The following is a 14,029-nucleotide window of genomic DNA, read 5'->3' as shown; positions in this document are numbered from 1 at the left end:
ATCGGAAAAAAGTCGCGCCCAGGGCGAAACCCGTGAACCAAATGCGCGTGGCCGCGTTGGAATGGTATCGCTAAGCCTTCCCTCTTGGCGACCCTCTCTCTGACATGGGGCGGTGCGCCGGTCGCGCACCGCCCTTTTTCATGCCCGAAGGCTGCTCCAGCAGGGTTGCAGGTCGCCCGGTGCGGGTGTGGCGGCATGAACGCCCCGCGCTATGGCACGGGCCAGGCAGGACGCGGCGGCGTGCCCCAGCAGGAAGGGATCGGCCACCGGATCGGCCAGCGGCTTCGCCCCGGTCGAGACGGCAAAGACCAGATCCCCATCGAATGGCGTGTGGCTGGGCACAAGCGCACGGGCCATGCCGTCATGGGCGGCAATCGCCAGCCGCTGCAGGCCCGCCTTGTCCAGGGCCGCGTCGGTGGCGACGATGGCGATGGTGGTCGCCTCGCCCAGGCGTTTCACCGGCGCAGGTTCATCGGCGGCGGGAAATGCCGACGGCAGGCCGAGGCCGCCGAATTCGCCGTCCAGTTCCCAGGGCGCGGCCCAGAAGTTTCGGGTTTCCCCCACCGTCGCCTGCCCAAGCGCGTTGACCACCACAAGCGCGCCTACCGTCACCCCGTTCGACAGCCGCGCCGAGGCGGAGCCCAGCCCGCCCTCCAGGTTGCCCGTGCTGGCCCCGGTTCCCGCCCCCGCCGTGCCGATGGCAAAATCCGCCGCCGCCTGGTCATAAGCCTGCCTGCCAAGCGCAGGATAGGGGTTGCCGGCCCACGCCTTGTCCCCGCCGTTCAGCAGGTCGAAGATGATCGCGCCCGGCACGACCGGCACCCGCGCCGCGCCGACGGCAAAGCCACGCCCCGCAGCAGCCAGGCCCGCCATCACCCCGTCGCAGGCGGCCAGACCGAAACCCGACCCGCCCGATAGCACAAGCGCATCGACCCGGGACACCAGCTTGTCCGGGGCCAGAAGGTCGGTTTCACGCGTGCCGGGCGCGCCGCCCATGACATGAACCGCCGCCGCGAAGGGTTCATCTGCGGTCAGCACCGTGACGCCCGATTTCAGGCGCGGATCGGCGGCGTTGCCGACGCGCAGGCCAGGAATGTCGGTCACAAGGTTGCGGGGCGCGGGGATCATGGCGGTCCTTTCGGTTGCCGCCATTGGTAAGGCTGACGTCTGCCTTGGGGCAACGGCGATTTCCCGACCTTTACACGCCCCCTGCCGCCGCCTATCTATCCCCGTCATGGCCCAGGATCCCGACAAGAACTACAAGATCATCGCCGAGAACCGGCGGGCGCGCTTCGATTACTTCATCGAAAGCGATCTCGAGGTCGGCATCGTCCTGACCGGGTCCGAGGTGAAGTCGCTGCGCACCGGCCAGTCCAATATCGCCGAAAGCTATGCCTCGGTCGAGGACGGAGAGCTTTGGCTGATCAACGGCTATATCGCCGCCTACAAGCAGGCCGGAGTCTTCGGGCACGAGGAACGCCGCAAGCGCAAGCTGCTGGTCAGCCGCAAGGAACTGGCGCGGCTGTGGCAGGCCATCGGCCGCGAGGGGATGACGCTGGTCCCGCTGGTGATGTATTTCAACAACCGCGGCATCGTGAAGCTGAAGATCGGCGTGGCCAAGGGCAAGAAGAACCACGACAAGCGCGAAACCGACGCCAAGCGCGACTGGAACCGGCAAAAGCAGCGGCTGCTGAAGCAGGGCTGACAAGGCATTGCAAGGGGGACCGGCCCCTTGTAGATCAGGCCCGCACCAAGGCGGAGGGGGCCATGCAGGACGATCCGAAAACGCTGGTCTCGACCGAATGGCTGGCGGCGCATCTGAACGATCCCGACCTGCGCATCCTGGATGCAAGCTGGCACATGCCGGCCACGGGCCGCGACGCGCGGGCGGAATATGATGCCGCCCATATCCCTGGCGCGCGCTTTTTCGACATCGATGCGATCAGCGACAAGCGCAGCGCCCTGCCGCACATGGCCCCGCCGGTCGAGATGTTCATTTCCCGGATGCGGGCGATGGGCGTGGGCGACGGGCACCAGGTCGTGGTCTATGACAATTCCGACGTGCGCAGCGCCGCGCGGGTCTGGTGGACCTTCCGCCTGATGGGCAAGACAGACGTGGCGGTGCTGGACGGCGGCTTTGCCAAGTGGCAGGCCGAGGGCCGCCCGGTCGAGGACATGGCCCCGATCCTGCGCGACCGCCACATCACCGTGCAGCGCCAGGCGGGGTTGGTGCGCGACGTGACGCAGGTGGCCTTGGCCAGCAAGCTGGGCGATCACCAGATCGTCGATGCCCGTGCGCCCGAACGGTTCCGCGGCGAGGCGCCCGAGCCGCGCCCCGGCCTGCGGTCCGGCCATATCCCCGGCGCGCGCAACGTCCCCTTCGGGCGGCTGCTGAACGCGGACGGCACCATGATGTCGCCCGAGGCCCTGCGGGCCGAATTCGAAGCCGCCGGCGTCGATCTGAAGCAGCCCGTCATCACCAGTTGCGGCAGCGGCATCACTGCCGCCGTCCTGGCGCTTGCGCTGGAACGGATCGGGCACCGCAACCACTCGCTTTACGACGGAAGCTGGACCGAATGGGGCAGCTTCCCGGACCTGCCCCTCGCAACCGGAGACGCCTGAATGCTGTCGAACCTGAAACCCCAAGCCCCCGATTCGATCCTGAAGCTGATCGAGGAGTTCAAGGCCGACACCCGCCAGGGCAAGATCGACCTGGGCGTCGGCGTCTACAAGGATCCCCAGGGGGTGACGCCGGTCATGCGGGCGGTCAAGGCGGCGGAACAGCGGATCTGGGAAACACAGACCACCAAGGCCTATACGGGGCTTGCGGGCGAACCCGAATACCGCAACGCCATGGCGCGGATGGTGCTGAAGGACGTGCCGGGCGACCGGCTGGCGTCCCTTGCGACCGTCGGCGGCACCGGCGCGATCCGGCAGGCGCTGGAACTGGCGCGGCTCGCCAATCCGGGGGCGACGGTCTATGTGTCCAATCCGACTTGGCCCAATCACCTGTCGATCATGAAGTTCATGGGCCTGCCCTTCGTCGAATACCGCTATTTCGACGCGGAAACGCGGGGCGTGGATTTCGACGGGCTGAAAGCCGACATTGCCCGTGCAGGCAAGGGAGACATCGTTCTGCTGCACGGCTGCTGTCACAACCCGACCGGGGCGAACCTGTCCATGGAACAGTGGGACGAGGTCGCGGCGATTCTGGAAAAATCCGGCGCGATCCCGCTGATCGACCTGGCCTATCAGGGCTTCGGCGACGGGCTGGAGGAAGACGCGGCCGCCACCCGCATGATCGCGCAGCGCCTGCCCGAGGTCTTGATCGCGGCCTCCTGTTCCAAGAACTTCGGCATCTACCGCGAACGCACCGGCATCCTGTTCGCCCTGGCAGAGAACACCGCCGCCCGCGATCTGGCGCAGGGGTCGATGGCCTTCCTGAACCGGCAGAACTATTCCTTCCCGCCGGACCATGGCGCGCGCGTCGTCAGCACCATCCTGACCGACGACGCCCTGCGCGCCGACTGGGCGGCCGAACTTGAGGAGGTCCGCAACACCATGCTGGGTCTGCGGTCGCAACTGGCATCCGAACTGCGGGATCTCTCCGGCAGCGACCGCTTCGATTTCATCGGCCAGCACCGGGGCATGTTCTCGCGTCTGGGGGCCACGCCGGAACAGGTGGCCAGGCTGAAATCCGACGCGGCGATCTACATGGTGGGCGATTCGCGGCTGAACATCGCGGGGCTGAACCAGCACACGGTGCCGGTCCTAGCCCGCGCGATCATCGACGCCGGGATCTGAGGCCCGGCGTCACCCCGGACTGCGCAGCATGTCGTTCACGCCGCGCAGGACGGGGCCGTCGTCGCCCATTTCCACCGTCACGGCGCCTGTGGCACGCAGGCGTCCCAGATCCAGCATGATGCAGGGCCAGTCCGCAGGCGCGGGCAGCTTTTCCGACAGCACCACGATCCGCCGCGGCTGACATGCGGCGGGCGCGCGATCCGCAGCGCCCTTGCCGGTGAGATGCCAGATGTCCCAGCCCTGCGGCAGCGCAGCCATGCGGTCGCGCTTGTCGCCTTGCCAAGCCGGGCGGGCGGCGGAGGCTTCCTGCGTGGCCGTGTCGCCATCCTCTTGCAGCCAGGTGCTGACAATGAAGGCCCCGCCCGAGGGCTTGGAGACTGCCCTTCCCAGCGGGGTCATCAGCCCCACTGCCTCGCCCTCGGGCGCGATCAGCAGCAGGGGGCGGCTGGCCGTCAACCAGATCGCCGTTGACGCCGCCAGCATCGCCATGCCCGCCAGAAAGCCCCCGCCCATCAGGCTGGGCCGCCGAGCCGTCAGTCCCTGACGCCAGCAGAGCACGGCAAGGGTCGCGCCAAAGCACATCAACGGGATCACCGGCGCGGGCGGCAGCGGCAGCGCCACCACCGCACCCCCCAGGCCCGCCACCCATTCCGCGACCCGCAGCATCCAGCGGGTGCCCAGTCCCATGACCCAAAGCGCCGGTCCTGCCAGCCCCACGGGCGCCAGAAGCGCGCCGATCACGCCCGCGGGCATCACCAGGGCACCCATGACCGGCACAACCAGAAGATTCGCCAGAAGCCCGTATTGAGCCATCCTGTTGAAATGCGCCGCCGCCAGCGGCGAGGTCGCGACCGAGGCCACAAGCGAGGACACCAGAAGCATGGCCACCGGCCGCAGCCAGAAGGGCAGGTGGGGTGAAACCTTTGACCAGGGACCGGCGGACAGGATCAGGGCGACGGTTGCCGCGAAGCTCATCTGGAAGCCGGGATGGGTCACGGCCTCGGGCGAATAGACCAGGATGATGGTCGCCGCCAAGGCGATGGTGCGCAACGATATCGCGCGCCGGTCGGCCATGATCGCCAGCAGCATCACGGCCACCATGACAAAGGCGCGTTCGGTGGCGACCCCGCCGCCCGACAGCCACAGATAGGCGGCCGAGGCCAGCAGCGCGCCCAACGCCGCGATCTTGTGGACAGCCTGGGGCAGGGGCGCGCCCAGGCCCTGCGCCAGCACCAGGGCCATGCGCAGCGCGGTGTAGACGAAGCCCGCCAGCATCGACATGTGCAGGCCGGAAATCGAGATGATGTGATACAGGTTCGAGGCCCGCATCACCTCGTTCGTCGCCTCCTCGATCCCCGAACGGTCGCCGGTCATCAGGGCGGATGCGACCGCGCCTTCCTGTCCGCCGAGCCCGTCCTGGATCGCCCGGCTGATCGCCATGCGGGCCTGGTGCATGGCCCATAAACCGCCCGATGCCGGCTCCACGGCCATGATCGGGGTGCGGGTGTAACCGACAGCGCCCAGGCCTTCGAACCAGGCCAGCCAGCGGAAATCGAAGCTGCCGGGCGAGGCCGGGGCCGGGGGCGGGCCAAGATGGCCGGTCAGCATCACCCGCTGGCCCAGGGGCGGCAGCGGGTCTGTCTGGTCCATCAGCGACAGGCGGACCTTGGCGGGCGTGCGGCCGGGCGCGGTGTCGCGCAGGACCACCCGGTCCAGTGTCAGACGGATGCGGTCGCGGGCGGAACGGTCGATCTCGACCAAACGCCCCTCGACCGGGCCATAATAGCGCCATTCCATGACCGGCGCGGCGACCATGGCCGACCGCAGCCCGATCAGGCCAAGGCCCGAGATCACCAGCAGAGCCGCAGTTGATCCGATCCGCATCGCATCCGCCAAGGCCCAGCCGATGCGGCCCCGTTCCGCCCAGGGCAGGGCCAGCCGCCCGACTGCCAGCAGCGCGACCGCCGAAAGGGCCAGCATGATCCATGCCACGCGCCCTGGCGCCACCGGCAGGACGAACCACAGCACGATCCCGGCGGCCAGGCAGACCGGCACCCAGGCGAACAACCCCGCGCGCAGCGCAGCCGCCATCCGCGCGGGCCGCACGCTCGCGTGGCGCAAGGCCGGACGCGCGCTGGCAAAGCCCGGCAATGCCGTGATCTCGCCCCCGGCGGCCATTCTTGTCCTTTCGCAACGGCTTCTCTATTCCTGCGGGCCAAGGATGGCATGGACTGCTTACCAAAGCGTTAATGCCCGCATCGACCCAAGGAAGCCGCCGCCATGTCCGACCCTGCCGCCCCGACGAACATCGTCACCCGCTTTGCCCCGTCCCCCACCGGATACCTGCATATCGGCGGGGCGCGCACCGCGCTGTTCAACTGGCTTTATGCGCGCGGCCGGGGCGGCAAGTTCCTGCTGCGGATCGAGGATACCGACCGCGCCCGCTCTACCCCAGAGGCGACCGAGGCGATCCTGAAGGGCCTGACCTGGCTCGGCCTCGACTGGGACGGCGAGCCGATCAGCCAGTTCGAGCGCAAGGACCGCCATGCCGAGGTGGCGCGCCAGATGCTGGCCAGCGGCACGGCCTACAAGTGCTTCTCGACCCCCGAGGAGATCGCCCAATGGCGCGAGGCAAACCCGCGCGAGCCGTTCCAGAGCCCCTGGCGTGATGCCACCGACCTGCCCGATGCGCCCTTCGTCATCCGCATGCGCGCGCCGCGCGACGGCGAGACGGTGATCGAGGACGCGGTCCAGGGCACGGTCCGCGTGGGCAATGACCAGCTGGACGACATGATCATCCTGCGGTCGGACGGGACGCCCACCTATATGCTGGCGGTGGTGGTGGATGACCACGACATGGGCGTCACCCATGTTATCCGGGGCGACGACCACCTGACAAACAGCTTCCGCCAAGTGCAGATCTTCGACGCGATGGGCTGGCCGCGCCCGGTCTTCGCCCATATCCCCCTGATTCACGGCGAGGACGGCAAGAAGCTGTCAAAACGCCACGGCGCGGTGGGCCTGCACGAATTCGCGGCACTCGGCTATCCGGCGGTGGCGATGCGCAATTATCTGGCACGTCTGGGCTGGAGCCATGGCGATGACGAGCTGTTCGACGATGCCCAGGCCCGCGAATGGTTCGACCTGTCGGGCATCAACCGCGCCCCCGCCCGGCTGGACTTCAAGAAGCTGGAACATGTCAGCGGCCACCATATCGGCGCTATGTCCGATGACGACCTGATGGCCGCCCTGGACCTGTTCCTGGCCGAGACCGGGGCACCCGCCCTGACGCAGCGTCAAAGGGACCGGATCGTCCCTGCGCTGCCTGCCCTGAAGGAAAAGGCGAAAACGCTGCCGCAATTGCTGGACCAGGCCCGTTTCGCGCTGATCGAGCGCCCGGTCGAGATTGACGACAAGGCCGCCAAGGCGCTTGATACGGTATCCCGTGGTATGCTGACCACATTGACTGCCGCACTGCAGCATGGTAGCTGGTCGCGAGACGAGCTGGAGCAGGCGGCCAAGCGGGTTGCCGAGGAAAACGGCGTCGGGTTGGGCAAATTGGCGGCTCCCCTGAGAGCCGCGCTGGCCGGCCGGACGACGTCTCCCAGTGTGTTTGACATGATGACGGCGCTAGGCCGCGAGGAATCGCTGGCCCGGCTTCAGGACCAGACGGATTTGGCAGGCTGACGGCCTGCCCTCACTTGCCAGGGTCGCCCCGCGCGCAGTCGCACCGCGAACGCAGAGGTCGGCCCGGCCCAGCCGGAAAGGACGCTTTGGATGGCCGACGGAAAGAACGCCACTCTCAAGATCAACGACGCCGAATACGAGCTGCCGATCCTCAGCCCCACGCAGGGACCGGATGTCCTGGACATCCGCAAGCTCTACGGGCAGGCGGACGTCTTCACCTATGACCCCGGCTTCACCTCGACCGCAAGCTGCGATTCGACCATCACCTTTATCGATGGCGACAAGGGAGAGCTGTGGTATCGCGGCTATCCGATCGAGCAGCTGGCGGCCAAGTCGCATTACCTGGAAGTCTGCTACCTGCTGCTTTACGGCGAACTGCCAACTGCCGAGCAGATGGAGGATTTCGAGCATCGCGTGACCCGTCACACGATGGTGCACGAGCAGATGCACAACTTCTTCCGGGGCTTCCGCCGCGACGCGCATCCGATGGCCACCATGGTGGGCGTGATCGGCGCGATGTCGGCCTTCTACCACGATTCGACCGACATCAACGATCCCTGGCAGCGCGAGGTCGCCGCGATCCGGCTGATCGCCAAGGTGCCGACCATTGCGGCGATGGCCTATAAGTACTCGATCGGCCAGCCTTTCGTGTATCCGCAGAACGAACTGGATTACGCCAGCAACTTCCTGCACATGTGCTTCTCGGTCCCGGCCGAGAAATACAACGTCGATCCGGCCCTGGCCCGTGCGATGGACCGCATCTTCACGCTGCACGCGGATCACGAACAGAACGCCTCGACCTCGACCGTGCGCCTGGCCGGGTCGTCGGGCGCCAATCCCTTTGCCTGCATCGCGGCGGGCATCGCCTGCCTGTGGGGTCCGGCCCATGGCGGCGCCAACCAGGCCTGCCTGGAGATGCTGCGCGAGATCGGCACCGTCGACCGCATCCCCGAGTTCATCGCCCGCGCCAAGGACAAGTCAGATCCCTTCAAGCTGATGGGCTTCGGCCACCGGGTCTACAAGAACTTCGACCCGCGCGCGAAGGTCATGAAGGAATCCGCCGACGAGGTGCTGGAGCTGCTGGGCATCCACAACAACCCCACGCTGCAGGTCGCCAAGGAGCTTGAGAAGATCGCGCTCGAGGACGAGTACTTCATCGAGAAGAAGCTGTATCCGAACGTCGATTTCTATTCGGGCATCATCCTTGAAGCGATGGGCTTCCCGACGTCCATGTTCACGCCGATCTTCGCGCTGTCCCGCACGGTGGGCTGGATCGCGCAGTGGAAGGAAATGATCGGCGACCCGCAGAACAAGATCGGCCGCCCGCGCCAGCTTTACGTGGGTGCGGACAAGCGCGACTATGTCGAGGTCAAGGCGCGCTGATCTGCCGCGACAGTTCGCAGGGGCCCCTTCGGGGGCCCTTTTGCATGGCGGGCCTTGCAGATGCGCGGGGCCGGTGGCAAGGGATCAGCCATGACAGAGACACAGAAAATCGCATTGGTGACGGGCGCCTCGCGCGGTCTTGGCGCGGCCCTGGCCGAGGATCTGGCAGGCCGTGGTTATCATGTCCTGGCGGTGGCCCGGACGGTCGGCGCGCTGGAGGAACTGGACGACCGCATCCGCCAAGCGGGCGGCAGCGCGACGCTGGCGCCCATGGACGTGGCCGAAGCCCCGGCGATGCAGCAACTGGCCGGGGCTGTCTTGGGTCGCTGGGGCGGGCTGGATCTGTGGGCCCATGCGGCGATCCACGCTGCCCCGCTGGCCCCCGCGCCGCATGTGGACGGCAAGGACTGGGCCAAGTCGGTGCTTGTCAACATGGACGTGACGCGCGGGCTGATCGCCCTGCTGGAGCCGCTGCTGCGCACCCGGGCAGGCACCGCGCTGTTCTTTGACGATGCGCGCGCGGGGCAGAAGTTCTTTGGCGCCTATGGCGCGACCAAGGCAGGCCAGATCGCGCTTGCCCGCAGCTGGCAGGCCGAAGCCGCCTCGGTTGGACCGCGCGTGGTCATCGCTGAACCCGCGCCCATGCCCACCGCAGTCCGCGCCCGGTTCTTCCCGGGCGAGGATCGGGCGGCGCTGACCCCCTGCAGGGACGAGGCGGCGCGGATCCTGGGCGCGCTTTAGGTTCGCGTCCCGCGGCGGCCGGGGGCGCTTCGCCCCCCGACCCCCCGAGGATGTTTTCACACAGAAGATGAACCAAGCGGCTGCGTGGCCCCGTGCAGCCAATGGCGGGCGTCGTGGTCCAGATGCGGCGACAGCGCGTCGCGCACCCTTGCGTGATAGGTGTCGAGCCAGGCGATTTCGTCGCGCGACATTGCCCCCGGGTCGATCAGGCGGGTGTCGATGGGGCAAAGGGTCAGTGTTTCGAAGCCCATCATGGTGCGGCCGGGTTCGGCTTCGACCGGTGACACCACGATCAGGTTCTCGATGCGGATGCCGAACGCGCCTTCGCGGTAGTAGCCCGGTTCGTTGGACAGGATCATGCCGGCGTCCAGCGGCAAGGTGCTGACGCGGCTGATCCGGACCGGGCCTTCATGGACACAAAGCGCCGCCCCGACGCCGTGGCCGGTGCCGTGGTCGTAATCCATACCCTGCGACCAGAGGAACTGGCGCGCCAAGGCGTCGATATGGCCGCCAGCCACCCCTTGCGGAAAGCGCGCCCGGCTGATCGCGATCATGCCGCGCAAGACGGCGGTATAGGGGGCCACGACATCGGGCGACGGATCGCCCAGGGGCAAGGTGCGGGTGATGTCGGTGGTGCCGTCCGGGTATTGCCCACCGGAATCGATCAGCAGCACCTCGCCCGCCGCGAGGCGGCGGTTGGTGGCGCGGGTGACGCGATAATGGGGCAGCGCGGCGTTCGGCCCGGCGCCGCAGATCGTGTCGAAGCTGATGTCTGTTACACCCGCCTCGCGGCGAAGGGTCTCCAGCTTCTCGACCACGTCGATCTCGGTCAGGGTGGCTGGATCCTGGGAATCCAGCCAGGCCAGCAGCCGCACCATGGCCACGCCGTCGCGCAGATGGGCCGCGCGCATCCCATTCAGTTCGGCCGGGTTCTTGCGGGCCTTGGGGTTGATGGCCGGGTCGGGCGCGCGGGCGATCTGCGTGTTGGCGCTTTCCAGCAGGCGGAAGGCGGCCTCGGGGGCCGAGGCGGGATCGATGCGGACGGGGCCTTCCAGATCCAGAAGCGCGGGGGCCAGTCCCTCGGGGTGCAGGATCGCGACCTGGTTGCCCAGATGCGCGCGCAGATCGTCGTCGAACTTGGCGGGATCGGCGAACAGGGCCAGGTGGCCGTCGTCAGACAGGACCGCGAAGGACTGCACGATGGGGTTCTTGGGAACGTCGCTGCCCCGGATGTTGAGCAGCCACGAGATCGAATCGGGCAGCGTCAGCAGCGCCGCCGCCTGGCCTTCCTTGCGCAGTTCTGCGGCAAGGCGATCACGCTTTTCGGCGGAGGTCTCGCCCGCCACCGTGTCGTCATGTGGGCGTGCCCGGCCGACGGGTGGGGCGGGGCGGTCGGCCCAGACCACATCCACCGGGTTGCGGTCCACCGCGATCAGCCCGATGCCGCTGTCTGACAGCGCCTTTTCCAGAGTCTCTATTTCCTGGCGCGTGTGCAGCCAGGGGTCGAAGCCCAGGCGTCCGCCCGCGGGCAAGGCCTCGCGCAGCCAGTCCGAGGGCCGGGTCTCGGGCCAGGGCACCGGCGTGAAGTGGTGGGGGTCCACCTGCACCTTGACCTGCACGCGATAGCGCCCGTCGATGAACACGCCTGCCCGGTCGGGGGTCACGATGGCAAAGCCCGCGCTGCCGGTGAAGCCCGTCAGCCAGGCCAGCCGGGCATCCGCATCGGCCACGTATTCGCCCTGATGGACATCGGCGCGGGGCACGATGAAGCCGTCCAGCCCATCCGCCGCAAGCCGCGCGCGCAGTTGCGCCAGGCGCGCGGGATGATCGGCCGCAACTGCCGGGTCTTCAAAGGACTGAAAGCTCACAGCTCGATTGCCTTCATCACCTGGGGCTCGATCACCTGCACGCCGGGCAGGCCGTCGATCAGGGCCTGGGCCGACTGTTCCAGCAGGGGGAAGGTCTTGTAGTGGCAGGGGATGACCGTCTTGAAGTCGAAATACTTGCGGGCCGCCCAGGCCGCGCGCTTCATGTCCATGGTAAAATGCCCGCCCGCGCACAGGATGCCGATGTCGGGCTGGTGGTATTCGCCCATCCAGGCCATGTCGGCCATGATGTCGGTATCGCCCGAGACATAGATCACATGGCCCTCGCCCGCGATCATGTAGCCCGATTCATGGCCTGCATAGATCGGACCATCCGCCCCGTCGAGCGAACTGGAATGGGACGCATTCACCATCGTGACCTTGGCCCCGCCCAGGTCGACCGTGCCGCCCTTGTTGAAGCCGATGCCGTTGATGTCCTGGTGGGTCGACCAACTGTTGATCAGGTCATAGATGCCCGCGACGGGGATTTTCAGTTCCTTGGCGATGGCCAGCGTGTCGCCGGAATGATCGCCGTGGCCGTGCGTCAGAAGAATATGGGTCGCGCCCCCGATGGCGTCGCCGCGTCGATCCTCGGGGAAGACGGGATTGCCGGACAGCCAGGGGTCGATCAGGATGACGGCATCCTCGATTTCCAGGCGAAAGCCGGAATGTCCAAGCCAGGTCAGTTTCATCGCGTTCTCCTGCCAGTGTCGCGGGCAGGTTAGCGGCGGTGCCGGGCGGTGACCAGACAGGTCAGACGGGCGCCGCGTCTTCCAGGCGCAGGCGCAGCCTTTCGCGCCCGCCCCAGGTGGACAGATCCAGCTTGCCCGCCAGATGAAACCGCCGGCCCCGCGCGCCGATCAGCGCCGGCCCCAGCGGGCCGGTCATCGCGCCCCAGGCCACGGCTTCCAGGGCCGGGCCGCCCGCGCTGCGGAAGGACAGGCGCAGGTGGCTGTCGCCCATGGTGCTGGCGCTGTCGATCAACTGGTCGGCAAAGGCAAAGCGCGGCGCAGGGGCCGCCTGGCCGTAGGGGCCTGCGTCTTCCAACTGGCGATAGATCTGCGGGGTCGCGCCCACGCATTCCATCAGGCCCGAGATGCGCAGGTCGCGCGCCCCGGTCCGCTGCACAAGATCCTTCTGGATCAGGTCGGCAAGGCGGGCCATGGCGGCGGGGATCATCTCCTCGGCCACGGTCAGGCCCGCGGCCATCATATGCCCGCCGCCCTTGAGCAGCAGGCCTTCCTCGGCCAGCCGGTGGATCGCGCGGCCCAAGTCCACGCCCGGGACTGACCGGGCGCTGCCCTTGCCGATGCCGCCTTCCACCCCGATCACGACCGAGGGCAGGTCGGTGGCCTCCTTCACCCGGGCGGCAACGATGCCCACGACGCCAGGATGCCAGCCGGGACCAGCGGCCCAGGACAGGCGGGCATCGCCCCGCGCCTCGACTTGTGCCAGTGCCTCGTCACGGACGGCCGCCTCGATGGCGCGCCGGTCGCGGTTAAGCCCGTCCAGTTCGGCCGCCAGACGCCCCGCCTCTCGCGGGTCGCGGCAGGACAGGCACAGCGCGCCCAGATCGGCGCGACCAACACGACCGCCGGCATTGATCCGCGGACCCAGCAGGAAGCCCAGGTGGAACGCGCCCGGCGGACCGTCGAGGCGCGCCACATCGGACAGCGCCACAAGGCCGGGACGACGGCGGCGCGACATGATCGCCAGCCCCTGCCGCACAAAGGCGCGGTTGACGCCGACCAGGGGCGCGACATCTGCCACCGTTGCAAGCGCCACCAGATCCAGCATCGCCATCAGGTCAGGCTCGGGCAAGCCCTTGGCGCGCAGAACCCGGCCCGCCTGGACCAGGGTCAGGAAGACCACGCCAGCCGCGCAAAGATGGCCCAGCGTCCCGACCTCGTCCGCACGGTTGGGGTTCACCACCGCAAGCGCGGGGGGCAGGGTTTCCCCGCCGAGGTGATGGTCCAGAACGATGATGTCGGTGCCTGAGGCGGCGGCCAGGGCGTCATGGCTCAGCGTGCCGCAATCGACGCAGACGATCAGGTCGTGGTCGCGTGCAAGCGCAGCCATCGCCGGGGCGTTCGGGCCATAGCCTTCGTCGATGCGGTCGGGAATATACAGCGTGGCGTCCCGGCCCTGGGCCCGCAGCCAGTCCAGCAGCAGCGCGGCGGAAGCACCGCCATCCACGTCGTAATCGGCAAAGACCGCAATTCGTTCGCCGCCGGTTGCCGCCGCGACCAGCCGGTCGGCGGCCACCTCCATGTCCCGCAGCGACAAGGGATCGGGCAGCAGGTCGCGAAGCCGGGGCGTCAGGAAGCCCTCGGCGCCATCCGCCTCGACTCCCCGTTCGGCCAGGACGCGCGCGACGGCCAGGGGCAGCCCGGTGCGTTGGGCAAGGCCTTCGGCCGCGCGGTCTGCCGCGCCGTCCGGGCCGACCCACCGCCGATTCGTCAGCGATTGCTCGATTCCCAGGAACGTCACGGCAGCACCTTCTTCTTCATCCAAATATCCTGGGGGAGTTCCGCAGGAACGGGGGCGAA

11 protein-coding genes are annotated in these 14,029 nt (G+C 68.1%); 6 read left to right on the top strand and 5 right to left on the bottom strand.

The features are described 5' to 3' along the window. Positions 1-138: 138 nt before the first annotated feature. Positions 139-1,128: a P1 family peptidase gene (locus tag FIU66_RS12510; RefSeq protein ID WP_167623076.1), complete on the bottom strand. Its 990-nt coding sequence runs from the start codon at positions 1,126-1,128 to the stop codon at positions 139-141. Positions 1,129-1,234: 106 nt separating this feature from the next. Between FIU66_RS12510 and smpB the strand changes: the two genes are divergently transcribed. From smpB to FIU66_RS12495, 3 genes are all read left to right on the top strand, one after another. Further along, entirely contained in the window at positions 1,235-1,705 is a 471-nt protein-coding gene (smpB, locus tag FIU66_RS12505; protein WP_167623075.1) for an SsrA-binding protein SmpB, read from the top strand. 62 nt (positions 1,706-1,767) lie between these two features. After that, positions 1,768-2,622 (top strand): 3-mercaptopyruvate sulfurtransferase, encoded by an 855-nt coding sequence (gene sseA, locus FIU66_RS12500; RefSeq protein WP_167623074.1) that lies wholly within the window; start codon positions 1,768-1,770, stop codon positions 2,620-2,622. After that, positions 2,623-3,804 (top strand): amino acid aminotransferase, encoded by a 1,182-nt coding sequence (locus tag FIU66_RS12495; protein WP_167623073.1) that lies wholly within the window; start codon positions 2,623-2,625, stop codon positions 3,802-3,804. A gap of 9 nt (positions 3,805-3,813) precedes the next feature. Here the strand turns inward: FIU66_RS12495 and FIU66_RS12490 are convergent, their stop codons facing one another. Beyond that, complete coding sequence (locus FIU66_RS12490) at positions 3,814-5,982, bottom strand: ComEC/Rec2 family competence protein (RefSeq protein WP_167623072.1); 2,169 nt, start codon at positions 5,980-5,982, stop codon at positions 3,814-3,816. Between the two features lie 102 nt (positions 5,983-6,084). On the opposite strand from FIU66_RS12490, the gene gltX reads away from it, so the two are divergent. The 3 genes from gltX to FIU66_RS12475 all read left to right on the top strand — a co-directional run bounded on the left by gltX (position 6,085) and on the right by FIU66_RS12475 (position 9,615). Beyond that, the gene (gltX, locus tag FIU66_RS12485) at positions 6,085-7,491 is read left to right on the top strand and encodes a glutamate--tRNA ligase (RefSeq protein ID WP_167623071.1); all 1,407 of its coding nucleotides are present in this window, start codon (positions 6,085-6,087) and stop codon (positions 7,489-7,491) included. A gap of 90 nt (positions 7,492-7,581) precedes the next feature. After that, positions 7,582-8,874, top strand: a complete 1,293-nt coding sequence (locus tag FIU66_RS12480) for a citrate synthase (RefSeq protein ID WP_167623070.1) — start codon at positions 7,582-7,584, stop codon at positions 8,872-8,874. A 90-nt stretch (positions 8,875-8,964) separates the two neighbouring features. Next, a complete protein-coding gene (locus FIU66_RS12475) occupies positions 8,965-9,615 on the top strand; it encodes an SDR family oxidoreductase (RefSeq protein WP_167623069.1) in 651 nt (216 codons plus the stop codon). Positions 9,616-9,671: 56 nt separating this feature from the next. Here the strand turns inward: FIU66_RS12475 and FIU66_RS12470 are convergent, their stop codons facing one another. The 3 genes from FIU66_RS12470 to recJ all read right to left on the bottom strand — a co-directional run bounded on the left by FIU66_RS12470 (position 9,672) and on the right by recJ (position 13,970). Beyond that, positions 9,672-11,483: an aminopeptidase P family protein gene (locus tag FIU66_RS12470; protein ID WP_167623068.1), complete on the bottom strand. Its 1,812-nt coding sequence runs from the start codon at positions 11,481-11,483 to the stop codon at positions 9,672-9,674. Beyond that, entirely contained in the window at positions 11,480-12,172 is a 693-nt protein-coding gene (locus FIU66_RS12465) for a metal-dependent hydrolase (RefSeq protein WP_167623067.1), read from the bottom strand. Before FIU66_RS12465 ends, FIU66_RS12470 begins: the two co-directional genes overlap by 4 nt. 61 nt (positions 12,173-12,233) lie before the next feature. Continuing rightward, entirely contained in the window at positions 12,234-13,970 is a 1,737-nt protein-coding gene (recJ, locus tag FIU66_RS12460; RefSeq protein ID WP_167623066.1) for a single-stranded-DNA-specific exonuclease RecJ, read from the bottom strand. Positions 13,971-14,029 lie beyond the last annotated feature (59 nt).

The sequence above is a fragment of the Paracoccus sp. AK26 genome (genome assembly GCF_011801365.1).
Taxonomy (GTDB): domain Bacteria; phylum Pseudomonadota; class Alphaproteobacteria; order Rhodobacterales; family Rhodobacteraceae; genus Paracoccus; species Paracoccus aerius.
This window is presented reverse-complemented; position numbering and strand designations above follow the sequence as displayed.